Below are 24,712 nucleotides of genomic sequence, written 5' to 3'. Positions count from 1 at the left end.
GACCGGCTGACCGGCCGGCCGCTCTGACCGGCTGACCGGCTGACCGCTCACACCACCTCGAAGGCGGCCATCATGGCCATGTCCTCGTGTTCGAGGTTGTGGCAGTGCAGGACGTACCGGCCCCGGTAGTCGGTGAAGCGGGTGACGATCTCGACGGTCTGCGCGTCGCGCAGCTCGACGGTGTCCTTCCACTCGGGTGGCCCCTGCGGGCGCTCGCCGTTGACCGACAGCACCTGGAAGGCGTCGAGGTGCAGGTGCACCGGGTGCGCGACGTCGCTGGTCAGCCGCCAGACCTCGATGTCGCCGAGCTTGGGCCTGGCCTCCATCCGCTTGGCGTCGAACGGCCTGCCGTTGATCAGCCAGCCGGTCCCCCCGTGCATGCTGCCGCTGCTGAAATCGAAGTCCCGCGTCACCGTCGCCTTCGCCGGGTCGAGCGCCTCGACGGTGGACAGCCGCCCCGGCACGGCCGAGTCGTCGGCCTCGTCGCGGTCCACCGCGAACCGCATCACCCTGGCCTGCGCGCCCTCCCCCGCCAGGTTCCGCAGCTCGACCTGCTGGCCCACCTTGTACGCGGAGAAGTCCACGACCACGTCGGCCCGCTCGCCCGGCGCCAGCCTGAGCTGCCGCACGGTGCGCGGCGCGGCCAGCAGCCCGCCGTCGCTGCCGATCCGCACCATCGCCCCGCCGGTGGACAGCTCGTACGCCCGCGCGTTGGAGGCGTTGCACAGTCGCAGCCGGTAACGCGCCCTGGCCACCCGCAGCTCCGGCCACGGCGCCCCGTTGACCAGGATCACGTCGCCGAGCACGCCCCCCATGTACGCCTCCCGCACCCCCGGCCGCCCCTCCTGCGCCGGGTACACCATGGTGCCGTCGGCCGCGAACGACCGGTCGCAGATCAGCAGGGGCAGGTCGCGCTCCCCGGCGGGCAGCGGCAGCGCCGCCTCCTCCGCGTCGCCGATCAGGAACATCCCCGCCAGCCCCCGCCAGACCTGCGGGCCGGTGTAGTCCATGCGGTGGTCGTGGTACCAGAGCGTGGCCGCCCGCTGCTCCAGCGGGAACACGTATTCCCGGTAGGCTCCCGGCGCCACCAGGTCCGTGGGGTAGCCGTCGGACTCGGGCGGGGTGTGACCGCCGTGCAGGTGCAGGACGGTCGGCTCGCCGAGCTGGTTGATCAGCTTCACGACCGTGCGCCGCCCGCTGCGGGCCTGGATGGTGGGGCCGGGGAACGTGCCGCCGTACCCCCAGATCGGCGTCCGCAGCCCCGGCAGCAGCTCCGCCTCGGCCGCCCGCTCGGTCAGCTCGTAGAAGTCCACCCCGCCCGAGCTGCGGACGGGCTTGGCGACCTCGGGGACCGGCAGCGGCACCGCGTACGGCTTGGGCAGCGGCGCCGCGCTGGTCAGGAGCTGCGGCTGCGGGGTGCCGGCGATCAGCGAGCACCCCTGGGCCGCGGTCGCCGTCAGGGCGCCGAGCCCGAGCAGCCGTAGCATGTCGCGCCTGGTGGGGGTCATGCCGTTCCCGGCCGGGCCATGACCCGGAAGAGCTGGGCCACGCCGCCGCCGAACAGCAGCACCCCGAGAGGCAGGTGAACGGTCTTCACATGCATCTCGCCGAGGATCGCCGCCACCACCGTGAACAGCAGCAGCAGCGCGGCCGGCGCGATGAACCTGCCGGACCCGCGGCCCGGGCGCCAGACCAGGATGGCGGCCACCAGGTGGAGCACTCCGATGACGGCCAGGGCCATGCCCGAGGCGGCGTGCAGCGCGCGCCCGCCGGGCGTGGACAGGAGCATGCCCGCCGTCACGGCCTGGAACAGCAGGGCGACGACGTGCAGGACCACCACGGCCTTGAGCGTCTGTACGGTCCAGGACGTCGGTGCGGGCCGGGCGGCGAAGGTGTGTTGCGCGGTCATGATCGGTCTCCCAACGGTGCTTCGGTGCTTGCGGTAAGGCGGGGCTCCGCGTGCGTGGTGGCCGTGATGGCGCCGAACGCGCAGAGCCGTACGAGGTCCTCGTCCGGGCGGGTGCCAGGCCAGGCGGCCACGTCCTCGTCCGGGCGGGCGCCGCGCCAGGCGGCCACGTCGGCGTCCGTCACCCGGTACGGGGCGAGCGCGGCGAGCAGGGCGAGCCTGGCCCCTGCCCGGCCCCCGTCGGGCAGGGCGGCCAGCGGCCCGTCCAGCCAGGCGTTCCCCATCGGCGGATGCTCCCCGTCCCAGTCCGCCACCGTCTCCCGCACGAGAGCCCGCGCGGCGTCGGTGAGCAGCTCGCCGCCGGACTCCGCGACGGCCCGGAGGGCGGCGTAGGCGGTCCCGGCCGGAGCACCCGCGGCCCAGGCCGGCTCGGGCCCGGCGGGCAGGCCCGAGATCAGCGGCAGGCTCGCGCCCGGAGGCAGCCGCCTGCGCACCAAGCGGGCCATCGCCCGGCCGCCCACGCTCCTGACCAGGCGTGACTTCTGCAGGTTGGCGGGCAGCAGGTTCTCGGTGAGCAGCGCCGAGGCGATGCGGTTGATGAAGTGGAAGGCCAGCGCGGTGCCGACGTACTCGGGCGCGAGCTCGGCGGGGAACGGCGGCGCCCCGCCGCCCCGAGCCCAGGCCAGCAGCGCGGCGTGTACCGGGTCCTCCGGCGTGTCGCCCCGGGCGATGCTCTCCCCCAGCCGGTGCTCGCCGGTCGCGTGCAGCAGCGTCGTGTGCGCGGCCACGCAGTACGGGCACCGGTTCGCCATCGAGACGCCCAGCGCCACGACCTCCTTGCCGGTCCTGGGCGCCCGCCCGGCCAGCAGCGACTCGCGCAGCAGGGCCCACGTCGCGGCCAGCACCTCCTCCGCCGGCGACAGGGTGAGGAACACCGGCATGCGTGCCAGGCCGAAGTCGTTCGCGAGCTGCGCGTACACCCCGGCGATCCGGCCGGTCGCGGCCTGCGGCGCAACCGGGGTGACGTAACGGAAGGAGCCGGCCATCATCGGCCCCCGAGGTGGATCGTGTCCATAAGCGCACATCGTGCTGCCGGCACCCGCCGCCGGTCGTCGTGCGCGAGGCGTCTTCTGCCCTACCGCCCGGGGCGCAGGATCGGCGCGGGTACATCCCCGGGAGTAGTGCCGAAATCCGCCCGGGCGCCGAGGGACGTTTCCCCGTACAGGCTCTAATGTGCAGGAATGAGCTTTGTGCGCGGATGGCGCCCTCTCGCCACGGACGCGGCTCTGGCAGTCGTCGTGGGCGCCATGTTGTGGCTCACCGTGGTGGTCAACCCCAGCGCGGGGACCATCGACTTCGTCGCCGTCCTGATCGGCTCGGCCGCACTCGTCGGCTGGCGCCGGGCACCTCTCGTGCCGCTGGTGGTCAGCACGATCTGCATGCTCGTCTACTCGGCTCACGCGCAGCCGGGCCCGCCCGTCGCCTTCCCCGTGCTCGTGGCGGTGTTCGGCTCGGTGCGTACGGGCCGCAGGCTGCTGCCCACGCTGGCCGGCGTGGCCTTCCTGGGCACCACCCTGGCGGTGAACCTGGCCAAGACCCCCGGGGGCGACCCACAGACGATCGTGCAGAACACGACGCTGCTGCTGGGCTGGTTCCTGGCCGCCGCGGTGATGGGGACGGTGACCAGGCACCGGCAGGCGTACCTGGAGCAGGCCGAGCAGCGCGCGGCGGAGGCCGAGCGCACCCGGGAGGAGGTCGCCCGCCGCCGGGCGGGCGAGGAGCGGTTGCGCATCGCCAGGGAGCTGCATGACTCGCTCACCCACTGCATCTCGGTCATCAAGGTGCAGGCCGGGGTGGCCGTTCATCTGGCGCGCAAGCGCGGCGACGAGGTGCCGGCGTCGCTGCTGGCGATCCAGGAGGCCAGCGGGGACGCCATGCGCGAGCTGCGCGCCACACTGGAGGTGCTGCGCGACACCGACGACAGGGACGGCTCGGAGAGCGACCCCGGCCAGGAGGAGGGCGTGCCCGCGGCCAGCGGCCTCGACCGGCTCGACGACCTGGTGGACCGGGCCCGCTCGACCGGCCTGCCCGCCACGGTGACCATCTCCGGCCGGCGCCGGGAGCTGCCCGCCGAGGTGGACCGGGCCGCGTACCGGATCGTGCAGGAGGCGCTCACCAACGTCTCCAGGCACGCGGGCGGGGCCGCCGCCTCGGTGCGCATCGACTACGGCGGCGACGAGCTGGTCGTGCAGGTGGACGACGACGGCACGGCCAGCGCGGAGGCGCCGCCCGCGCCCGGCGTGGGCCTGCTGGGCATGCGCGAGCGCGTCACGGCCCTCGGCGGCCGGCTGCGGGCCGAGCCTCGCGCCGAGGGCGGCTTCACCGTACGCGCGGAGCTCCCGCTGCGGGTGCCCGCGGAGCTCACCATGGGGGACCCGACGTGATCCGCGTGCTGCTCGTGGACGACCAGGCGCTCATCCGCGGCGGCTTCCGCGCGCTGCTGGAGGCCGAGGACGACTTCGAGGTGGTGGCCGAGGCCGCGAACGGCGAGCAGGCCATCGCCCTGGCCCTGGAGCACCTGCCCGACGTGGCGCTCGTCGACGTGCAGATGCCCGTGATGGACGGCATCGAGGCGACCCGGCGGATCGCCGCCGACGAGCGGCTCAGCGACGTCCACGTGGTGATCCTCACCAACTACGGCCTCGACGAGTACGTCTTCGACGCCCTCCGGGCGGGCGCCGGCGGCTTCCTGGTCAAGGACACCGAGCCCGAGGACCTGCTGCAGGGCGTCAGGGTGGCGGCCCGCGGCGACGCCCTGCTGTCCCCCGCGATCACCCGCCGCCTGATCGGCGAGTACGTCGCCCGCCGCCCGGAGCCGGAGCCCGAGGGGCTGGACGTGCTCACCAACCGCGAGCGCGAGGTGACCGCGCTGGTCGCCCGCGGCCTGTCGAACGACGAGATCGCCGCGCACATGGTGATCAGCCCGACCACCGCCAAGACGCACGTCAGCAGGGCCATGACCAAGCTGCGCGCCCGCGACCGCGCCCAGCTCGTGGTCTTCGCCTACGAGTCCGGCCTGGTGACGCCACGAGCGGGTCGTTGACCGCACGGGCGGGTTGGTGAGGCCACGGGCGGGTCGGTGACTCCACGGGCGGGTCGGTGCCGCCCTTCCGCGGCATGCGTGGTGAAATGGGGCTCGGGGAGGCGATGTGGGCATCATTTCGCGGGGTTTTCAGGGGAAGCGCAGAGACGCGGGCGATCGGCTGCCGCCCGGCCAATACCTGGTCGAGGACTTCCCCGTGCTGTCGGCGGGGCCGACGCCACGGATCCCGCCGGACCGGTGGGAGTTCGCCATCGACACCGAGGCGGGGCAGACGCACCGGTGGTCGTGGGCGGAGTTCATGGCGCTGCCCAGCGAGACTCCCACGGTGGACATCCACTGCGTCACCAAGTGGACGAAGCTGGACACCACGTGGGAGGGCGTCTCCCTCGACGTGCTCTTCGAGGACGTCGAGACCGCCGCTGAATACGCGCTGGTCCACTCCTACGGCGGCTACACCACGAACCTGCCCCTGGAGGACCTCCTCGACGGCCAGGCGTGGATCGCGCACCGCTTCGACGGCGAGGAGCTGGAGCCCCGGCACGGCGGGCCGGCCCGGCTGATCGTCCCGCACCTGTACTTCTGGAAGTCGGCCAAGTGGGTGCGCGGCATCCGGCTGCTGAACGAGGACTGGCCCGGCTTCTGGGAGACCGCCGGATACAACAACTACGGCGACCCGTGGCGCGAGCAGCGCTACGAGGGCGACTAGGTGCGCCGCCTGGTCTGGCGGCCGGCCGAGCTGGTCGAGAGCGTGGCCGAAACCTCCAGCGCCCGCACGCTGCGCTTCCGGATGCCCGGCTGGCCGGGACATCTGGCGGGCCAGCACGTCGACGTGCGGCTGACGGCCGACGACGGCTACACGGCGCAGCGCAGCTACTCGCTGGCCGCGCCGGCCGACGGCGACCTGGTCGAGCTGACCGTGGAGACCGTGCCCGACGGTGAGGTGTCGCCGTACCTGACCGACGTGATGGAGGTCGGCGACCAGATCGAGATCCGCGGGCCCGTGGGCGGCTGGTTCGTCTGGCGTACGGAGAGCAAGGCGCCGGTGCTCCTGGTCGGCGGCGGGTCGGGGATCGTGCCGCTGATGGCCATGATCAGGGCGCGCCGGCTGGCGGGCAGCCGCGTGCCGTTCCGCCTGATCTACTCCCTGCGCGACCCCGAGCGCCGCTACTACGCCGAGGAGCTGCGCCGCCCGGACCCGGGGCTCGACCTCACCTACCTCTACACCAGGTCGGCGCCGGACGGGCTGTCCCGCCCGGCCGGCCGCATCATGCTGGACGACCTGGCCGAGGGCGGCTGGCCGGCCTCGTTCGAGCCCGACTGCTACGTCTGCGGGCCCACGGCCTTCGTGGAGGCGGCGGCCGACCTGCTGCTCGCGCTCGGGCACGCCCCCGAGCGCATCCGAACCGAACGTTTCGGTCCCACCGGAGGCTGACATGACCGCAGAACACCTGGACGGCAACGTGCTGGCGGGCCCGCTGGGCGAGATCTTCGCGGTGGACGTGACCTCCGCGACCGGCCGCTGCGCGAGCTGCGGCCTGACCGGCCCGGTCGCCTCGCTCCGCGTGTACGGCCCCGACCCCGGCCTGGTGGCCCGCTGCCCCGGCTGCGAGGAGGTCGTCCTCAGGCTGGTACGCGCCCCCGGCACGGCCTGGCTCGACCTGCGCGGCACGGTGTCCCTGCGGATGAACGTCCCCGACTGAGTCGACCGGCTGAGCCGACCGGCTGGGTTGACCGGATGGGTTGACCGGATGGGTTGACCGGATGGGTTGACCGAGTGAGCTGACTGGGGACGCGGGATCGTGCCCGACCGAGTACGATCGGGCACGTTCAACGGCCGAGATCTGTACGGCGAGGCTCTTGGCCATGGGCGGCGGCCCTCGGCCCCGTCCCTGTTGGAGTCACGTGAGCAGCGGGCTTGTCGACGCGCCGCCTTCCGAGCCCGGCGCGCCCCGGCGGCGTCGCCGTCCCTGGCTGCGCTGGGCGATCGCGGTCACGGTGGCCGTGGTCCTCCTGGTCGTCGGCGCGGCGGTGGGCGTCTTCGCCCGGCTGACCGGCAACATCAAGCACGACGACGTCACCGCCGAGGATCTCGGCGCCACCCGCCCGCCCAAGGTCGCCGGCACCGCCATGAACGTCCTGGTCGTCGGCTCCGACCAGCGCGACGGCAAGAACGCCAGATACGGCCGGGTCGCGGGCGAGCGCACCGACACGATCATGCTGGTCCACGTGTCGTCCAAGCGCGACAACGCGATGGTCGTCAGCTTCCCGCGCGACTCGCTCGTCCAGCTCCCGGCCTGCCGCGCCACCGGGGCCTTCCCGGGGCAGCGGGCGCACCTCGGCATGATCAACGAGTCGTTCAACTCCGGCGGCATCGGCTGCACCTGGAAGACGATCGAGTCGCTCACCCACGTCCACATCGACCACTTCGTGAAGGTGGACTTCACCGGCTTCAAGGGCATCGTGAACGCCGTCGGCGGCGTCGAGGTCTGCCTGCCCGAGCCGGTCAACGACAAGAAGGCCCTGCTGCACCTGCCGGCCGGCCGGCAGACGCTCGACGGCGAGCAGGCGCTCGGCTACGTACGCGCCCGCTACAGCCTCGGCGACGGCTCCGACATCGGGCGCATCCAGCGGCAGCAGATGTTCATCGCCTCGATGGTCAAGAAGGTGATGAGCGGCGAGACGCTCACCGACCCCGCCAAGCTCTGGGGCATCCTCGACGCGGGCACCAAGGCCGTCACCACCGACCGCGGGCTGACCTTCGGCGTCATGAAGGACCTGGCGACCAGCCTTCAGGGGATCGATGCCGGCAAGATCCGCTTCATCACCACGCCGTGGCACTACTCCCTCACCCAGCCCGGCCGGGTGGAGTGGGTGCAGCCGCAGGCGGGCCGGCTCTTCCAGATCGTGGCAAAGGACCAGAGCGTCGAGGGCGTCAAGGGCGGCCAGGCCAAGGTGGGCCGCTCGAAGATCCAGGTCGAGCTGCGCAACGGCACCTGGCGCACGGGGCTGGGCACCCAGGTGGCCGCCTTCCTGGAGCAGCGCGGCTATCACATCTCCAAGATCGGCGACACGGCCCGCAAGCCGCAGGCGAAGACCACGATCCTCTACGGCCCGAACGGCGAGACCCGCGTGCCGACGCTCTCCGGCGACCTCCTGAAGGCCGCTCCCAGGCAGGTGGCGGCCGCCCGTACCAACCGGCTGGTGCTGGTCGTCGGGGACGACTGGCAGGGCCTCAAGCCCCTGCGCGCCGACGACACGGAGGCGATCAAGGGCTTCGACGCCACCCACGACACCTGCGCGACCTGACGGTCAGAGGGCCTCGGACAGGCCGCCCCCGTCGATGGCGGTGAACCCGGCGTCCTCGATCAGCGGCACCACGGCCTTCTTGGCCCCGTCGTCGTCGCCCCAGTAGGGCATGTCGGCCCGCGGACCGCCCCGCTGCCCGGCGGTGCCGAGCTCCAGCAGTTCGTTGGGGTATTTGGTGTTGAACGTACGCACGAGGCGCACGTCGGTGCCGAGCACGTGCTGCTGGTACTGCGGGCTGGTCAGCCCGCCGGGCACGGCCACCACCACGGCCGCGCCGTCCCGCTCGCCGATCGGGTTGCTCGGGTCGACGACGATCTTGCCCGCGAGCGCGTCGCCGAGCTCCTCCACCACGGCCGGGAACGCCTCCCACCCGACCGCCAGGACGACGACCTCACCGAACCGGATGGCCTCGAGCGGCGAGCCGCCCCGGGCCTGGCCGTCGGCGGCTCCCGCGGCGGCCGCCACCCGGGCGGGCTCGGCGTCGCTGAAGAACACGTCGTGGCCCGCCACCGCGAGCAGGCGGCCGAGCGGCGAGCCCAGCCTTCCGGAACCCACGATTCCTATGCGCATGTCTCGATCTCCTCGTCATCCGGGGATCTGCCCAGACCCGCCGGTGACATTCCTCACAGGAGAGACCTTTGCCCCGCGCCTCCCATCAGGTGATGGGAACGCCCGGCGGGGCTGCCTGCCGACGACGGCCAGGGCGCCGGCTCAGGTGACGAGAGCGCCCAGCGCGCCGAGGGCGTCGACGACCTGGCGGGAGTCCGGCGTGGCGGCCGGGTCGAGGAGCCACTGCAGCATCAGCCCGTCCGAGATCGCCACCAGCACCGACACCATCACCTCGGGCGCCATCGGCAGCTCGACCCCGAGCTCCGCCGCCGCCCGCCGCATCATGTCGGCGCCCGCCACGCGGCTGCGCGTGTAGGCGTCGGCCAGCTTCTCCCGCAGCACGGGCGCGCGCAGCGCCGCCGGGTAGCCCTCGACGCAGAGCACGAGCAGCGGCCGCAGCTCCTCGAACGCGTCGACCAGCTCGGCCATCGCGCGTTCGAGCATCTCCCTGGGGCTGCCCAGCTCGGCGCCGAAGACCGACTTCTCCACCCGCTCGGTCCACTGCTCGAAGACCGTGGCGATGGCCTCGTTGAGCAGCGCGTCCTTGCCGCCGAAGTGGTAGCCGATGGAGGCCAGGTTGGTGCCGGAGGCGGCCACCAGGTCTCGGGCGGTCGTGTGGGCATAGCCCTTCTCCTGCAGGCAGCTCACCGCTCCCGCCAGCAGCCGTTCGCGGTATCCACCGGCGTCTGTTCGTGCCACGGGATCCATGCTACAGATGTATACGAGCGTCTATGACGTACGTACATCTATAAGAGGAGACGACGATGATCCCTCCGGGACCGAGGCTGCCCGCGGTCGTGCAGACCGCGTGGTTCATGGCCGACGCGCCGCGGGCGTTCGAGCGCTACCACCGCAGGTTCGGGCCGATCTTCACCGTCCGCTACTCCGGCTTCCCGCCGGAGGTCTACGTGACCACAGGCGAGCTCGCCGAGCAGGTCTACCGGACCGACCAGGGCGGCGGCCGCGCGGGCGAGGCGCGGCGGGACTTCCTGGAGCACATGGTGGGCGCGCATTCGGTGCTCACGCTGGACGGCGACCCGTGGTGGCGGCACCGCAAGACGCTGAACCCGCCGCTACGCGCCAAGCAGGTCGCCGGCTACCACGACGACATCGCCGCGATCGCGGCGGAGAAGATCGGGACCTGGCCGCTGGGCAGGCCGTTCGCCCTGCGCGACCGCATGCAGGAGATCACGCTGGAGATCATCATCCGGCTGATCTTCGGCATCAGGGACGCCGGCCGCATCGGCCGCCTGCGCGCGCTGCTGCCCGAGCTGATCGAGACCGGCGGCTCCATGCAGTCGACCATGCTGCCCGAGCGGCTGCGCGGGCCCGTGGGCCGGGTGCCGTTCCTGTCGTACGGCCGGTTCCTGCGGCTGCGCGCCGAGGTGGACTCGATCCTGTTCGACGAGATCCGCCGCCGCCGTGCCGCACCCGGCGGGACCGACGTGCTCGGCCGGCTGCTGGAGACCGAGCTGGACGACCAGGAGATCCGCGACGAGCTGATCACCATGCTCATCGCCGGGCACGAGACAACCGCGACCGGCCTGGCCTGGGCCTTCGAGCGGCTCCTGCGCATGCCCGAGATCCTGCGGCGGCTGCCGGACGACGAGCCCTACCTCGACGCCGTGGTCAAGGAGGTGCTACGGGTGCGGCCCGTCGTCTACGAAGCGCCGAGGCTGCTCGACGCCCCGCTGCGGCTGGGTGACTACGAGATCCCGGCCGGATGGTACGCCGGACCGTACATCCCGCTCGTGCACCGTGATCCCGCCGCCTTCCCCACGCCCGGACAGTTCCGTCCTGAACGCTTCCTGGAAGGGCACCAGAGCAGGGCCTGGATGCCCTTCGGCGGCGGGCGGCGCTTCTGCGTCGGAGCGCAACTGGCGCTCCTGGAGATGCGCGTCATCATCCGCGAGGTGCTGAACCGCCTGGAGCTCACGGCGCCCGATCAGGCACCAGAGGCCAGGCGGCTGAAAAACGTCACCCTGGCACCCGCGAAGCTGACCCGAGTCATCGCCCGCGCTCGGACTCCTGCTCGGACGGCGTAGGCGGGTAGCGGTCCTCGCGTCGCGTGTCCGCGCCCAACTCCTCGCGAAGCCGGTCGTAGTCGATGTTGTGGTTGGTGTACTTCAGCTGGCGAGCGACCTTCGTCTGCTTCGCCTTGGCTCTTCCTCGGCCCATGGCTACTCCCTAGTCCCCGCTGTCCATGCTATCCAACAACGTTACGACTTGAAGAATTATGCAACTGCGCTGGATTAGTCTGGGCTATATGCACGTGGAGGTCCACCAGGCCAAGGCCGACTTCTTCCGAACGCTCGGCCACCCCGCTCGCATCCGAGTGTTGGAGCTACTCCAGGAAGGGCCGCTTCCCGTCAGGGACCTGCTGGCCCAGATCGACATCGAGGCCTCGAGCCTCTCCCAGCAGCTCGCAGTCCTGCGCAGAGCAGGAATCGTGAGCGCCATCCGCGAGGGCAGCACCGTGGTCTACACGCTGGCCACGCCCGAACTGGCCGATCTGCTCGGCGCCGCCCGGCGCATCCTCACCGACATGCTGGCAGATCAGGGGGAACTGCTCGCGGAGTTGCGGGCCGAGGTCACCTAGCCGGCGTCCCGGTGTCAGGGGTCTCCCTGGCACCTCTGGGCGAACGGCTTCCGGAGGGCTGCCGGCGTGTCCCCGTCCGTGCCCGGGCGCGGACGGGGGGCCGGAAGCCGGATCCGTTAGGCTCTCCGCCATGGTCTCCGAGCTGTTCGATCCCAAGGCGTGGCAGGCGGTCGAGGGATTCGACTTCACCGACATCACCTACCACCGGGCTGTCGACCAGGGCACCGTACGCATCGCCTTCGACCGCCCGGAGGTCCGCAACGCCTTCCGCCCGCAGACGGTGGACGAGCTCTACCGCGCGCTCGACCACGCCCGGCAGACCACCGACGTCGGCTGTGTGCTGCTGACCGGCAACGGGCCCTCGCCCAAGGACGGCGGCTGGGCCTTCTGCTCCGGCGGCGACCAGCGCATCAGGGGCAAGGACGGCTACCAGTACGCCGACGGCACGCCCTCGACCGGCCGCCTGCACATCCTGGAGGTGCAGCGCCTGATCCGCTTCATGCCCAAGGTCGTGATCTGCGTGGTCCCCGGCTGGGCCGCGGGCGGCGGGCACAGCCTGCACGTGGTGGCCGACCTCACCCTGGCCAGCGCGGAGCATGCCCGCTTCAAGCAGACCGACGCCGACGTGGCCAGCTTCGACGGCGGCTTCGGGTCGGCCTATCTGGCCCGGCAGGTCGGGCAGAAGTTCGCCCGCGAGATCTTCTTCCTCGGTGACACCTACACCGCGGCCGACGCCCACCGCATGGGCATGGTCAACGCCGTGGTGCCGCACGAGGAGCTGGAGCAGACGGCCCTGGAGTGGGCGCGCAAGATCAACGGCAAGTCGCCGACGGCGCAGCGGATGCTCAAGTTCGCCTTCAACGCCGTCGACGACGGGCTGGTGGGGCAGCAGGTGTTCGCGGGCGAGGCGACGCGGCTGGCGTACATGACGGAGGAGGCCGCCGAGGGGCGCGACTCCTTCCTGGAGAAGCGCGAGCCCGACTGGTCGCCGTTCCCCTGGCACTACTGATCCCGCCGGCGCCGCGCCCCTTTCCCGGGTCAGGCGCAGGCCTTGCCGATCGGGGTGGCTACCGTGCGGTGGCGGAGGTAGCGGTCGATGGCGTGGGGTGCCTCGTGGTTCTGGACCTCGACCTGGCTGAGCGGCGTGCCCCAAGGCGGATCCAGCGGGTGGCCGAGCGCGACGATGTCGTTCACGTCGTACGTGGTCAGCCATGGCACGCCCGGGTGCTTGGTCCCCTTGGCCAGCAGGTTGCGCTGGACCGTGGGCAGCCCGAGCGGCGAGCCGGCCGTCACCCAGAGCGCCACCCGCTGCCGCAGCTCCTCCTCCACCAGCAGGTCGCGCGCCACCACCGTGCCCAGGCTGTGCGAGACCAGGACGACGGGGCCCGAGGCGGGCAGGGAGCGGCGTACCTCGGCCAGGACCGGCTGCCGGCCGTGGCTGAGGTACACGGCGACGTCCTGCAGGAAGATCTTGATGATCTCCTTGTCCACGCTGGTGCGCTGGGAGACCCACGCGAGCATGCGGCGGGCCAGCGCCCACGTCAGGACGTCCTCGATGCCCAGCGCCGCCGGCGGCGCCCCCGAGGTCATGGCCAGGTCCGCGATGAGGCTGCGTTCGAGCTCCCCGACCTCCTGCGGCAGGAAGGGGTGGAACGGCATCTCCTCGGTATCGCCCTCCGGCAGGCTCTCCAGGACGTCGGCGCGCCTGGCGGCCTCGGCGGTGACCCGGTGCAGGACGTTGCCGTAGTAGGGCAGCACGGCCCGCGTGGCCAGCGCGGCGGTGCCGAGCCCGGCGCACAGGGCGGCGCGCCACTCCTCCAGCAGCACCAGGGGGTCCCTGCCCTCCTGGCCCCGCCCGTGGATGAACACGATCGTCGTCATGGCCATCCCCTCCATCCATGATGGCTGCAGCGTAGGCACGGGGTTTCCGGGCGCGCCTCAGGGTGCGTATAGGGGGAAGCCCTAGACCCGCGGCCCTTGGCAGACTGGGGGCATGAGGATCAAGGTTCCGGAGGCGCTGGCCGCGTCCCACCTCAAGTACGACGAGGACGCCGGGCCGGCCTGGACCGCCGGGCTGCCGGCGCTGGCCGAGCGCTATCTCGACGAGTGGGACCTGCGGCTGGACGGCGAGCCCGCCCATGGGATCGTGGCCCTCGTCCTGCCCGTCGTACGCGCCGACGGCACCAGGGCCGCGCTCAAGCTCCAGCCCGTCACCGGCGAGACCGCCGACGAGGCCGTGGCCCTGCGCGCCTGGGCGGGCGACGGCTGCGTGCGGCTGCTCGACGCGGACCCGGAAACCGGCACCCTGCTGCTCGAGCGCCTCGATGCCGGCCGGTCCCTGGCGGCCGTGCCCGACGTCATGGAGGCCCTGGAGACCGTGGCCGGCCTGCTGCGCCGGCTGGTCGCCCACCCCGCGCCCGAGGGCGTGCGCCGGCTGGGCGACATCGCGCGGGACATGCTGGACGACGTCGGCGAGGCCCTCGCCGTGCTGCCGCGGGAGCGGGACCGGCACTGGCTGCGGTGGTGCGCCTCAGCGGTCGCCGAGCTCGTCGCCGAACCCGGCGACCGGCTGCTGCACTGGGACCTGCACTACGACAACGTGCTGGCCGCCGACCGGGAGCCGTGGCTGGCCATCGACCCCAAGCCGCTGGCCGGCGACCCCGGCTTCGACCTGATGCCCGTCCTGTGGAACCGGTGGGACGAGGTGGTCGCGACCGGCGACGTGCCGCGCGCGGTGCTGCGGCGCTTCGACTTCATGGTGGACGGGCTCGGCCTGGACCGGCGGCGGGCAGCGGGCTGGACGCTCGGCCGGGCGTTGCAGAACTGCCTGTGGGACGCGCAGGACGGCGACCGCGAGCTGAGCGAGATCCAGCTCGCGATCGCCGAGGCGGTGAGCGTCAGATGGTGATGACGATCTTGCCCTGGCCGTGGCCGGTCTCGATCTCCCGGTGCGCGTCCGCGGCCTCCTCCAGCCGGTACGCCCGGCGCACCGGGAAGGTGAACGCCCCCTCGGCGTACAGCCGGGCGTAGCGCCCGAGCCGCTCCGCGGAACGGTCGCCCTGGACCAGCCGCACGCCCAGCTCGGCCGCCTTGGCATGCTCGACCAGCGTGACGATGCGCCCCCGGTCCCGGACCAGCTCGATCGAGACCTCCAGCGCGTGCCCGCCGGCCCCGTCCAGCGCCGCGTCGATCCCGGAGGGCGCCAGCGCGCGCACCCGGTCGGCCAGCCCCTCCCCGTAGACGACCGGGATGGCGCCCAGGGCGCGCAGGTAGTCGTGGTTGGCCTCGCGGGCGGTGCCGATCACGGTGGCTCCGCGCCTCCTGGCGATCTGCACGGCCGCCGTGCCCACCGACCCGGCCGCGCCGTGCACGAGCAGCGTCTCACCCTCGGCCAGGCCCATCCGGTCGATGGCCAGCTCGGCCGTCTGCACGCCCGCGGTCAGCCCGCCGGCCACCTCCCACGGCACCTCCGCGGGCTTGGCCGCCACGTTGGCCGCCGGCACGACGGTGTACTCGGCGTAGGCGTTCAGCGCGGTGAACCCGAGCACCTCGTCCCCCACCGACACCCCGGAAACGCCCGTGCCCACCTGGTCCACCACGCCGGCGAACTCGTTACCGGGAACGCGCGGGTAACCCGGGTCCTCGATGTACGGCGGCAGCCACCCCGCCCGTACGGCCGCGTCGAAGGGTTGCACACCGGCCGCCCGCACACGCACCCGGACCTGCCCGGGGCCCGCCTGGGGCGCGGGCAGCTCCATCACCTTCAGCACCTCGGGACCGCCGGGTTCGGCGAACGCCGCCGCTCTCATCACTTCGCTCATGGAGCCGAGCCTGCTACCTCAAGCACAGTTGAGGTCAAGTCGCAGACCGTTTGGGGAACTTTCCCCTTTAGCTGCGCTTTATCTGTATATAGTCCGACAGGACATCACAGGGGGACGGGTACACCGAGGCGGGATGACCGACTTCTTAGACATCGCACTGAGCTTTCCGACAGTCATTTTCACTTTCCTTCTCGTGGTGGTCGCCGGCTATTGGCTGGCCGTCATCACCGGCCTGTTCGAGCTGGATGACGACGCCGCGTGGCTGGGACTCGGGGGAGTCCCGGCGGGGGTCGCGCTGTCGCTGCTCGTCGCGCTGGCCTGGCTGCTGTGCCTCATCGGCGGCGTGGTGGCGAGCGGCGGCCTGCTGGTCGCCGTCCCCTTCGCCGCACTGGGCCTGGCCTGGCTCGCCACGAGGGCGCTGATGCCACCGCTGAGCAGGCTGTTCCCCGAAGGAGACCGCCGCTCGCGCGGCGACTTCGTGGGCCAGATGTGCGTGATCCGCACGGGCACGGCCACCCCGGACTTCGGCCAGGCCGAGGTCACCGCCGCCGACGGCTCGTCCGCGGTCGTGCAGGTGCGCACGACCGGCCAGGACCGCCTGGCACGCGGCGACAACGCACTCATCTTCGAATACGACAAAGACGGCGAATTCTTCTGGGTCATGCCGTACGAAAGTGAGCACTGATGGACGTCATCTCCACCGGCTTCGGCGTATTCCTCGCCGTCATCCTGGTCATCGTGATTGGCCTGCTCCTCGTCATCGGCCGCCTTTTCCGGAAGGTGGAGCAGGGCAAGGCGCTCATCGTGTCGAAGGTCAACAAGGTCGACGTGACATTCACCGGTGCCGTGGTCCTGCCCGTCGTCCACAAGGCCGAGATCATGGACATCTCGGTCAAGACCATCGAGATCGAGCGGACCGGCCGCGAGGGTCTGATCTGCCGGGACAACATCAGGGCCGACATCAAGATCACGTTTTTCGTCCGCGTGAACAAGACCGCCGAGGACGTCATCAAGGTCGCCCAGGCCATCGGCACCGCGCGGGCCAGTGACGAGACGACGCTGCAGGAGCTGTTCAACGCCAAGTTCTCCGAGGCGCTCAAGACCGCCGGCAAGCACCTCGACTTCGTCGACCTCTACACCAAGCGCGACGAGTTCCGCGACGAGATCGTCCGGCTGATCGGCACCGACCTCAACGGCTACAGCCTCGAGGACGCCGCCATCGACTACCTGGAGCAGACCGCGCTGGCCCAGCTCGACAAGAGCAACATCCTCGACGCGCAGGGCATCCGCAAGATCACCGAGCTGACGGCGATCGAGCACGTGCGCACGAACGAGTTCCGGCGCAACGAGGAGAAGGAGATCACCCGCCAGAACGTGGACGCCCGCGAGGCCATCCTCGAGCTGGAGCGCCGCCAGGCCGACGCCGAGCTCAAGCAGCGGCGCGAGATCGAGACCGTCAAGGCCCGCGAGGAGGCCGAGGTCGCCCGCGTGCAGGCCGAGGAGCGGCTGCGCGCCCAGGCCGCGCACATGAAGACCGACGAGCAGCTCGGCGTGCAGAACGAGAACCGGGCCCGCGAGATCGCCGTCGCCGAGAAGAACCGCGAGCGCGTCATCGCCATCGAGACCGAGCGCATCGAGAAGGACCGCCTGCTGGAGGTCATCGCCCGCGAGCGGGAGACCGAGCTGTCGCGGATCGCCAAGGACAAGGAGGTCGAGACCGAGAAGCGCTCGATCGCCGAGGTCATCCGGGAGCGCATCGCGGTCGACAAGACCGTGGCCGAGCAGGAGGAGTCCATCAAGCGGCTGCGCGTGGTCGAGGAGGCCGAGCGCACCCGCCAGCAGGTGATCATCGCCGCCGAGGCCGAGGCCCAGGAGAACCTGGTCAAGGACATCAAGGCGGCCGAGGCCGCCGAGGCCGCCTCGAAGTTCCGGGCCCGCGAGGAGCTCGTGCTGGCCGAGGCCCGGCAGCAGGCCGCCGAGCTGGAGGCGCGGGCCAAGATCCGGCTCGCCGAGGGCGTGCAGGCCGAGACGGCCGCGAGCGGGCTGGCGCAGGTCCAGGTCAGGGAGCGGGACGCCGACGCCATCGAGAAGGTGGGCCGCGCCGAGGCGCTGGTGCTGAAGGAGCGGCTGGCCGCCGAGGCGGACGGCGCCCGGGCCATGGCGCTGGTCGAGGGCGACCGGCTCAAGGCGCAGGCCGAGGGCCAGCAGGCGATGGCGCTGGCCGGGGCCGCGGCGGTGGGCGAGAAGCTCAAGGCCGAGGCCGAGGGTCTCACCCAGAAGGCGGCCGCCATGGCGGCGCTGGACGACGCCAGCAGGGGGCACGAGGAGTACCGCCTGCGCCTGGAGGCCGACAAGGAGATCCGCCTCAAGCACATCGACGTCACGCGGCAGGTGGCCGAGTCGCAGGCGAGCGTGCTGGCCGCTGGCCTGGCCAAGGCCAACATCGACATCGTCGGCGGCGACACGATGTTCTTCGACAAGGTGGTCGGCTCGATCACCGCGGGCAAGGTGGTCGACGGCTTCGTGGACCACTCGGCGGTCGCGGGGGCCATCGTCTCGCCGTACCTCAACGGGAGCGCCAGCCTGGCGGCCGACCTCGCCGGCGTGATCGGCGGCGTGAGCACCGAGGACCTCAAGAACGTGACCGTGTCCGCGCTGCTCATGCGGCTCATCCAGGACGGCGGCCCGCAGTCGCCGGCGCTCGGTGAGCTGCTGGAGACGGCCCGCCGGCTGGGCGTGGCCGACTCGCCGGTGGCGGCGCTGGCCGGCGCCAAGTGAGCGCTGTGACGTCTCAGCTGGAGGGCGCCCTGGAGGTGGGGCTGGAGGCGGGGACGTACGAGGTCCTCAGGAACCGCCTCCAGGCCCAGGCCAAGGCCCTCGCGGCGGCGGCCGAGGCGCTCAACGGGGAGCGGCTGAAGGTCTTCGGCGGGGCGGAGCTGCGCCTGCTGGGCACCGAGCGGATCCGTACGGAGAACAACTGCGTCCCCAGGGACATCGTCTCCCTGGGCGACGTGATGTTGTTCGGTTACAACGTCTTCATCGGGCTCAAGCCGGAGACGACGGTGGCGGACGTGTTCGCGGTGCACCGGTTCTCCCGGGACGGCGACGCCTTCAGGTTCGACGCCGACAGGCTGGAGACGCTGGACGACCCGGCGTTCAGGAAGGACTTCGCCGAGCTGTACCGCTATTACAAGGAGACCCGGCTCCAGCAGCTCAGGCGGGTCGAGGGCAAGCTGCTGGCCGTCTTCCGGACGGGCCCGGCGGACACGCGGGTGCTGCGCTGGACGGTCAGCAACGGCGGGGTCCCGAAATATCAGGACAACCGGGGGGAGCGGGACCACACCTTCCCCCCGTCCCACGACTTCGAGTGGACGCCCACCACCCGCGACGACCACATCCTCGGCCGCCACCCGCACATCTCCATCGGCGGCGAGGTGTTCGTCGAGACCGTCGGCGGCGACCTCACCATCAAGGTCGAGGACAACACGGAGACCGGGGCCGGCATCTACTCGGAGCCGGTGGCCGAGCCGCTGCAGAGCCTCGCGGACGCCGACGTCGAGTACGCCCGCGTGGGGCCGCTCATCCTCATGCGGATCAGGCCGTACAAGGAGACGGACCGGCGGCACCTGGTCTTCAACACGCGCACCAAGGCCGTCGTCCGGCTCGACGGGCTCGGCCAGGCGTGCCAGCGCCTGCCCGAGGACCAGGGGCTGATCTTCCCCGGCGGCTACTACCTGGCCACGGGGGTCAGCAAGACGTTCGACACGGACGTGTCGGACCTGGAGTTCGAGCGGGTGGTCCGCTCCCCCAACGGCGAGGACGTCCTGTACGTCTTCCACGCCAGGGGCGACGGGCGCTCGTTGCTGCTGCCGTACAACGTGATCAGGAAGGAGGTGGCCACCCCCATCGTCTGCCACGGGTACTCGCTGTTCGACGACGGCACGATGGTGGTCTTCCGGGCCACCTCCGAGGAGCCGACCCGGGTGCACCCGATGCAGGTGTGGCAGACGCCGTACGTGTCGGACACCTACGCCGCCGCCCAGCCCACCGGGACCGGCCCCCTGGAACGCATCGGCAACGCGGAGCTCGTCCGCGGCATCTCCGACAGCCTGTCGGTGGCGCGGATGGTCGAGGAGATGGCGCCGTCCGCCGGGACCTTCGAGGGCCTGATCGCCGCCTGCACGCGGACGTTCGACTCCTACCACTGGCTCGGCGAGCACGGCCTGCGCGGGCCGCTCGCCGACGTGCGCGCCACCGCCGAGCAGGTCCTCGACGAGTACGAGAACGTCGAGCAGCTCACCCGCCAGGCCGCCCGGACTCTGGCCACGGCCGAGGAGGAGACCACCCAGCTCGTACGGAGGTCGAAGGCCGACGACCCGGCCACCGCCGACGCCTGGGTCACCCTGCTGGCCACGCTGCGCCGCGCCCAGGGGCACCTGGTGACGCTGCGCGAGGTCCGCTACATCGACCTGACCGCCCTGGACGCGCTGTCCGCCACGGTGACGGAGGAGGTGGCCTCGGCCGGGAGGCGGGCCGTCACGTTCCTGTCCGGGGAGGAGGCGTTCACCGGCTACCACGCGGCCGTCGACGGGCTCGCCGCCGACGCGGCCGCGATCGGCACGGTGGCCGAGGCCGCGCCCGTCGCCGACCGGCTGGCGGAGCAGGCCGAGGGGCTGGAGGTGGTCACGGAGGTCGTCGGGTCGCTGGACATCGCCGACGCCACCGTACGCACCTCGATCCTGGGCCGGATCGCCGAGGTGCTCGGCGGCGTGAACCGGGCCAGGGCCGTGCTGGACGGGCGCAGGCGCGAGCTGCTCGGCACGGAGGGCCGGGCCGCGTTCGCCGCCGAGTTCGCCCTGCTGGGCCAGGCCGTCACGGGCGCGCTGGCGATGGCCGACGCGCCGGAGAAGTGCGACGAGCAGCTCGGCCGCCTGATGCTCCAGATCGAGAACCTGGAGACCCGCTTCGGCGAGTTCGACGACTTCGCGACGCAGCTCGCGGCCAAGCGGGACGACGTCTACGAGGCGTTCTCGGCCCGCAAGCAGACGCAGCTCGACGAGCTGGCCCGGCGCGCCGACCGCGTCTTCGCCTCGGCGGAGCGCATCCTGGGCAGCATCACCCGCCGGCTCGCCGCGCTGGCCTCGCTCGACGACGTCAACACCTACTTCGCGACCGACCCGATGGTGGCCAAGGTCCGCTCGGCGGCCGGGGAGCTGCGCGGGCTCGGCGACGCCGTACGGGCGGAGGAGCTGGACGGACGGGTCAAGTCGGCCCACCAGGAGGCCGGGCGCGCCCTGCGGGACCGCCAGGACCTGTTCTCCGACGGCGGCGAGATCCTGCGCCTGGGCCACCACCGCTTCGCCGTCAACACCCAGCCGATCGACCTGACACTGGTGCCGCACGACGGCGCGATGTCGTTCGCGATCACCGGGACGGACTACCGCTCCCCCGTGCCCGACTCGTTCGCCGACACCCGGCCGTTCTGGGACCAGCTGCTGGTCTCGGAGTCCGCGGAGGTCTACCGGGCCGAATACCTGGCCGCCTCGCTGCTCGACTCGGTCACCGCCGGGGCGCCGCTGGAGGAGCTGGTCCGCCGGGCCGCCGAGGAGCGCTACGACGAGGGATACGAGCGTGGGGTCCACGACCACGACGCCACGGCCATCCTGGACACGCTGGTGCGGTTGCGGGAGGGCGCGGGGCTGCTGCGCTATCCGGCGGAGGTCCGGGCGTCCGCGCAGCTCTACTGGGCGTTCGGGGTGGAGGAGGTTTCACGTAAAACATTCGTCACCAGGGCCGTGTCGCTGGTCCGGGCCCGTACGGTCTTCGGCATCACGCCCGCCCTGGGCTCGCTGGCCGACGAGCTGGAGACCTCGATCGCGCGGTTCCTGGCCGGCCTGGGCCTGCCGCCGGTCAGCCTCGCCGGCGAGTACCTCGTCGAGGAGCTGGCCGCCACGCCCGCCGGTTTCGTCACCGCCAAGGCGGCCCGCGACCTCCTCGACGGCTTCCGCCACGCGCTCGGCCCCGCCAAGGTGCGGGAGTTCGAGGAGGACCTCAGCGCCCTCCCCCTCCCCGAGCGCCTCCAGCTCGCCCGGGCCTGGATGACCGCCTACCACCAGGGGCCCGAGGCCGCCGAGGCCGTCGCCGTACTGCTGTGCGACCTGCCCCGCCACGAGTCCAGCGCCACCATCACCGAGACCGTGGACGGCCTGCTGGGCACCCACCCCCGGGTCAAGGACCGCAAGCTGGAGATCCGCCTGGACGAGCTCCTCACCAGGACCCGCCGGTTCGGCCAGGAGCAGGTCCCGGCCTACCGGGCCTACCAGCGGCGCAGGACCGAGCTGGTCGAGGCCGAGCGCCGCCGCCTGCGCCTGGACGAGTACCGGCCCAAGGTCATGAGCGCCTTCGTCCGCAACCGCCTGCTGGACGAGGTGTACCTGCCGCTGATCGGCGACAACCTGGCCAAGCAGCTCGGCGCGGCGGGGGCGGGCAAGCGCACCGACCAGATGGGCCTGCTCCTGCTCATCTCCCCGCCCGGCTACGGCAAGACGACCTTGATGGAGTACGTGGCCAGCCGGCTCGGCCTGGTCTTCGTCAAGGTGAACGGCCCGGCCCTGAGCCACGAGGTCACCTCGCTGGACCCGGCGGACGCCCCGGACGCCACGGCCAGGCAGGAGGTGGAGAAGATCTCGTTCGCGCTGGAGACGGGCAACAACACCCTGCTCTACCTGGACGACATCCAGCACACCTCGCCGGAGCTGCTGCAGAAGTTCATCTCCCTGTGCGACGCCCAGCGCCGCATCGAGGGTGTGTGGAACGGCCGGACGCGGACGTACGACCTGCGGGGCAAGCGGTTCGCGGTGTGCATGGCGGGCAACCCGTACACCGAGTCGGGGCAGCGCTTCCGCATCCCCGACATGCTGGCCAACCGAGCCGACGTGTGGAACCTGGGCGACGTGCTCTCGGGGAGGGACGAGCTGTTCGCGCTGAGCTACGTGGACAACGCGCTCACCTCCAACCCGGTGCTCGCACCCCTGTCGGGACGCGACCGGGGTGACGTGGAGCTGCTCGTCCGCCTGGCGAAGGGCGACACGACGGTCCGGCCGGACCAGCTCCAGCACCCCTACAGCAAGCCGGAGCTGGACCAGATCCTCAGCGTGCTGGCCAAGCTCGTCCGGGTCCAGGAGGTCGTGCTGGCCAACAACCAGGCGTACATCGCCTCGGCCGCCCAGTCGGACGCCGCCCGTACGGAGCCCCCGTACCGGCTGCAGGGCTCCTACCGGAACATGAACAAGCTGGCCGAGCGCATCGTCCCCGCCATGAACGACGCCGAGCTGGAAGCGGTGATCGACGACCACTACCTGGGCGAGGCCCAGACGCTGACCACCGACGCCGAGGCCAACCTGCTCAAGCTGGCGGAGCTGCGCGGCCGCCTGGACCCCGCCCGGGCGGCCCGCTGGGCGGCGGTCAAGGCGGCCTACCTCAAGGCCAAGGCCCTGGGCGGTGCCGAGGACGACCCGGTGGTCCGGGCGGTGGGCGCGATCGGCCTGCTGGCCGACCGCGTCGGCGAGGTCGGCACCGCCATCAAGGAGTCGGGCCACTAGACGCGGCCCTGGTCGCGGTCGAGGCGTCCGCGACCAGGGTCGTCACACTGCCGCGACCCCGCTCACCATCGCCGCGCCCGCGACTCCGCACTCGCCGCGCCCGTCACATCGTCGCCGTGCCGGCCCTCAGCTCCAGGTGGGAGCCGGTGAAGCCGGCGCGCAGGCGGCGGTCGTGCGTGACGATCACCAGCGCGCCCCCGTAGGAGCCCAGCGCCTCCTCCAGCTGCTCGACGAGCACCGGCGACAGGTGGTTGGTCGGCTCGTCGAGCAGCAGCAGGTCCACCGGCTCGCTGACCAGGCGGGCCAGCTCGATCCGGCGGCGTTGCCCGTACGACAGCTCGCCCAGGCGCAACCCCAGGTCCGAGGGCCGGAACAGCCCCAGCGCCAGCAGCGCGTCCGCATGGTCGTCGAGGGAGCCCGGCCGCCCGTGCGCGTAGGCCCGCAGCACGGTACGGTCCGGCGGCCCCGCCTGCTCGTCCTGCCGCAGGTGCCCGACCCGGCCCGCCCGCCGCACGGTGCCCGCGTCCGGCCGCAGCTCACCGGCCAGCACGCGCATGAGCGTGGTCTTCCCGGCCCCGTTCGGCCCGGTGACCAGCAGCCGCTCGCCGGCCCGTACCGTGAGGGTCTCCAGGCACAGGCGCCCCGCCACCCGCACCCCGTCGAGCACAACCGCCGCACCGTCCGAGACGCCGCCCCTGATGTCGGCGGCGAAGCGCAGCGGCTCGGGCGGCGGCGACACCGGGGCGTCGGTGAGCGAACGCACCCGCTGCTGCGACTGCCGGACGCGTCCGGCCGCCCCGTGCGTACGCGAGCGCGCCCGCCAGGCCCCGGTCCCCATCCCCGCCTTGACCATCTTGCGCGGCACGGCCGCCAGCCGGGCGGCGTTGGCGGAGACCAGCCCCGAATGCCGGCCGAGCTCCTGCTTCCACTCCTCGTACGCCCGCAGCCGCGCCGCCCGCTCGGCCGCCTTGGCCGTGAGGTATCCGGCGTACCCGTCGCCGTAGCGCCGCACCTGGCCCTCGGCGACCTCCAGGATCGTGGCGGTCACCCGCTCCAGGAACACCCGGTCGTGCGTGATGGCCACCACGGTGCCCCGGTGGGAGCGCAGGTGCCGTTCGAGCCAGGCCACGGCCTGGTCGTCCAGGTCGTTGGTCGGCTCGTCGAGCAGCAGCAGCTCGGGGTCGGCGGCCAGGGTCGCGGCCAGGGCGAGCCGGGAGCGCTCGCCGCCGGACAGCGTGGCCACCGGGCGGGCCCGGTCGAGCCCCGGCAGCCCGAGCCCGTGCAGCGCGGCGTCCACCCGGGCGTCGGCCTCGTACCCGCCGCGCGCCTCGAACTCGGCCACCAGCCCCGCGTAGACCTCCGCGTCCCGCGGGGTGTCGAGCGCGCGCTCGGCGGCCCGCATCCGGCTCTCCAGGTCGCGCAGCTCGGCCAGGGCCACGTCGATGGCGTCGGCCACCGTCGCGTGCGGCGGCAGCTCCGGAGACTGCGGCAGGTAGCCGACGCCGCCGGGCGCGACGACGGTGAGCTCGCCGTTGTCCGGCCGCTCGGCGCCCGCCATGAGCTTGAGCAGCGTGGACTTGCCCGACCCGTTGTCCCCGATCACCCCGATCCGCTCGCCGGGTCTGACGGTGAAGGACACGCGGTCCAGGACGACGCGGGTGTCGTAACGCTTGGTGATCTCGGCGAATGCCAGTTGGGCAGCAGTACGCATAAAGGGCCCACCTCCTCTTCTCGGCGCGGAATTGACCAGAGCGAGGCGGCGCAGGC

General features: G+C 72.3%; 22 protein-coding genes. 13 read left to right on the top strand and 9 right to left on the bottom strand.

Annotation, left to right across the window (positions count from 1 at the left end):
* Window positions 1–47 precede the first annotated feature (47 nt).
* The 3 genes from ACBJ59_RS13910 to ACBJ59_RS13900 are packed head-to-tail and all read right to left on the bottom strand — an operon-like array spanning window position 48 to window position 2,955.
* Complete coding sequence (locus ACBJ59_RS13910) at window positions 48–1,508, bottom strand: multicopper oxidase family protein (RefSeq protein WP_375110561.1); 1,461 nt, start codon at window positions 1,506–1,508, stop codon at window positions 48–50.
* Window positions 1,505–1,909 carry a hypothetical protein gene (locus ACBJ59_RS13905; RefSeq protein WP_375110560.1) on the bottom strand — a complete coding sequence of 135 codons (405 nt, stop codon included), beginning with the start codon at window positions 1,907–1,909 and terminating at the stop codon, window positions 1,505–1,507. The genes ACBJ59_RS13910 and ACBJ59_RS13905 overlap by 4 nt, the downstream gene beginning before the upstream one ends.
* Window positions 1,906–2,955 carry a carboxymuconolactone decarboxylase family protein gene (locus tag ACBJ59_RS13900; RefSeq protein WP_375110559.1) on the bottom strand — a complete coding sequence of 350 codons (1,050 nt, stop codon included), beginning with the start codon at window positions 2,953–2,955 and terminating at the stop codon, window positions 1,906–1,908. Before ACBJ59_RS13900 ends, ACBJ59_RS13905 begins: the two co-directional genes overlap by 4 nt.
* A 192-nt stretch (window positions 2,956–3,147) precedes the next feature.
* Between ACBJ59_RS13900 and ACBJ59_RS13895 the strand changes: the two genes are divergently transcribed.
* From ACBJ59_RS13895 to ACBJ59_RS13870, 6 genes are all read left to right on the top strand, one after another.
* Window positions 3,148–4,350, top strand: coding sequence for a sensor histidine kinase (locus tag ACBJ59_RS13895; RefSeq protein ID WP_375110558.1), 1,203 nt, complete (start codon window positions 3,148–3,150; stop codon window positions 4,348–4,350).
* Entirely contained in the window at window positions 4,347–5,009 is a 663-nt protein-coding gene (locus tag ACBJ59_RS13890; protein WP_375110557.1) for a response regulator, read from the top strand. The genes ACBJ59_RS13895 and ACBJ59_RS13890 overlap by 4 nt, the downstream gene beginning before the upstream one ends.
* Before the next feature lie 106 nt (window positions 5,010–5,115).
* A complete protein-coding gene (locus ACBJ59_RS13885; protein WP_375110556.1) occupies window positions 5,116–5,715 on the top strand; it encodes a sulfite oxidase-like oxidoreductase in 600 nt (199 codons plus the stop codon).
* Window positions 5,716–6,441, top strand: a complete 726-nt coding sequence (locus ACBJ59_RS13880; RefSeq protein ID WP_375110555.1) for a ferredoxin reductase — start codon at window positions 5,716–5,718, stop codon at window positions 6,439–6,441.
* A 1-nt stretch (window position 6,442) separates the two neighbouring features.
* On the top strand, window positions 6,443–6,709 hold the full coding sequence (locus ACBJ59_RS13875; RefSeq protein WP_375110554.1) for a DUF6510 family protein: 267 nt from the start codon (window positions 6,443–6,445) through the stop codon (window positions 6,707–6,709).
* A gap of 202 nt (window positions 6,710–6,911) precedes the next feature.
* Window positions 6,912–8,315, top strand: a complete 1,404-nt coding sequence (locus tag ACBJ59_RS13870) for an LCP family protein (RefSeq protein ID WP_375110553.1) — start codon at window positions 6,912–6,914, stop codon at window positions 8,313–8,315.
* 3 nt (window positions 8,316–8,318) lie between these two features.
* Here the strand turns inward: ACBJ59_RS13870 and ACBJ59_RS13865 are convergent, their stop codons facing one another.
* Window positions 8,319–8,885, bottom strand: a complete 567-nt coding sequence (locus tag ACBJ59_RS13865) for an NAD(P)-binding domain-containing protein (protein ID WP_364111822.1) — start codon at window positions 8,883–8,885, stop codon at window positions 8,319–8,321.
* A gap of 141 nt (window positions 8,886–9,026) precedes the next feature.
* Window positions 9,027–9,623 carry a TetR/AcrR family transcriptional regulator gene (locus ACBJ59_RS13860; RefSeq protein ID WP_375110552.1) on the bottom strand — a complete coding sequence of 199 codons (597 nt, stop codon included), beginning with the start codon at window positions 9,621–9,623 and terminating at the stop codon, window positions 9,027–9,029.
* Between the two features lie 65 nt (window positions 9,624–9,688).
* On the opposite strand from ACBJ59_RS13860, the gene ACBJ59_RS13855 reads away from it, so the two are divergent.
* Window positions 9,689–10,969 (top strand): cytochrome P450, encoded by a 1,281-nt coding sequence (locus ACBJ59_RS13855; protein WP_375110550.1) that lies wholly within the window; start codon window positions 9,689–9,691, stop codon window positions 10,967–10,969.
* Here the strand turns inward: ACBJ59_RS13855 and ACBJ59_RS13850 are convergent.
* Window positions 10,932–11,102: a DUF3073 domain-containing protein gene (locus ACBJ59_RS13850; protein WP_375110548.1), complete on the bottom strand. Its 171-nt coding sequence runs from the start codon at window positions 11,100–11,102 to the stop codon at window positions 10,932–10,934. The two genes, ACBJ59_RS13855 and ACBJ59_RS13850, sit on opposite strands and share 38 nt — an antisense overlap.
* Window positions 11,103–11,190: 88 nt before the next feature.
* Here ACBJ59_RS13850 and ACBJ59_RS13845 point away from each other — a divergent pair, with 88 nt between their 5' ends.
* The gene (locus ACBJ59_RS13845) at window positions 11,191–11,523 is read left to right on the top strand and encodes a helix-turn-helix transcriptional regulator (RefSeq protein ID WP_090938046.1); all 333 of its coding nucleotides are present in this window, start codon (window positions 11,191–11,193) and stop codon (window positions 11,521–11,523) included.
* A 130-nt stretch (window positions 11,524–11,653) separates the two neighbouring features.
* Window positions 11,654–12,532: a 1,4-dihydroxy-2-naphthoyl-CoA synthase gene (locus ACBJ59_RS13840; protein ID WP_375110547.1), complete on the top strand. Its 879-nt coding sequence runs from the start codon at window positions 11,654–11,656 to the stop codon at window positions 12,530–12,532.
* 29 nt (window positions 12,533–12,561) lie between these two features.
* On the opposite strand, the gene ACBJ59_RS13835 is transcribed toward ACBJ59_RS13840, so the two are convergent.
* On the bottom strand, window positions 12,562–13,404 hold the full coding sequence (locus tag ACBJ59_RS13835; protein WP_375110546.1) for a hypothetical protein: 843 nt from the start codon (window positions 13,402–13,404) through the stop codon (window positions 12,562–12,564).
* 112 nt (window positions 13,405–13,516) lie between these two features.
* On the opposite strand from ACBJ59_RS13835, the gene ACBJ59_RS13830 reads away from it, so the two are divergent.
* Window positions 13,517–14,431: an aminoglycoside phosphotransferase family protein gene (locus ACBJ59_RS13830; RefSeq protein WP_375110545.1), complete on the top strand. Its 915-nt coding sequence runs from the start codon at window positions 13,517–13,519 to the stop codon at window positions 14,429–14,431.
* Here the strand turns inward: ACBJ59_RS13830 and ACBJ59_RS13825 are convergent.
* The gene (locus ACBJ59_RS13825; RefSeq protein ID WP_375110937.1) at window positions 14,421–15,332 is read right to left on the bottom strand and encodes an NADP-dependent oxidoreductase; all 912 of its coding nucleotides are present in this window, start codon (window positions 15,330–15,332) and stop codon (window positions 14,421–14,423) included. The genes ACBJ59_RS13830 and ACBJ59_RS13825 overlap by 11 nt on opposite strands.
* 208 nt (window positions 15,333–15,540) lie before the next feature.
* On the opposite strand from ACBJ59_RS13825, the gene ACBJ59_RS13820 reads away from it, so the two are divergent.
* Genes ACBJ59_RS13820 through ACBJ59_RS13810 form a run of 3 tightly spaced genes read left to right on the top strand, consistent with a single transcriptional unit; the run spans window position 15,541 to window position 22,945 of the window.
* Window positions 15,541–16,029, top strand: coding sequence for a hypothetical protein (locus ACBJ59_RS13820; RefSeq protein ID WP_375110543.1), 489 nt, complete (start codon window positions 15,541–15,543; stop codon window positions 16,027–16,029).
* Complete coding sequence (locus ACBJ59_RS13815) at window positions 16,029–18,122, top strand: flotillin family protein (protein WP_375110541.1); 2,094 nt, start codon at window positions 16,029–16,031, stop codon at window positions 18,120–18,122. The genes ACBJ59_RS13820 and ACBJ59_RS13815 overlap by 1 nt, the downstream gene beginning before the upstream one ends.
* A gap of 5 nt (window positions 18,123–18,127) precedes the next feature.
* The gene (locus tag ACBJ59_RS13810; protein WP_375110540.1) at window positions 18,128–22,945 is read left to right on the top strand and encodes a DNA repair ATPase; all 4,818 of its coding nucleotides are present in this window, start codon (window positions 18,128–18,130) and stop codon (window positions 22,943–22,945) included.
* Window positions 22,946–23,048: 103 nt separating this feature from the next.
* Here ACBJ59_RS13810 and ACBJ59_RS13805 read toward each other — a convergent pair whose 3' ends face one another.
* On the bottom strand, window positions 23,049–24,656 hold the full coding sequence (locus ACBJ59_RS13805; RefSeq protein WP_375110539.1) for a TlrC/CarA/OleB/SrmB family ABC-F type ribosomal protection protein: 1,608 nt from the start codon (window positions 24,654–24,656) through the stop codon (window positions 23,049–23,051).
* Between the last annotated feature and the right edge of the window lie 56 nt (window positions 24,657–24,712).

It is taken from the genome of Nonomuraea sp. MTCD27 (genome assembly GCF_041950495.1).
In the GTDB taxonomy this organism is placed as follows: Bacteria; Actinomycetota; Actinomycetes; order Streptosporangiales; family Streptosporangiaceae; genus Nonomuraea.
This window is presented reverse-complemented; position numbering and strand designations above follow the sequence as displayed.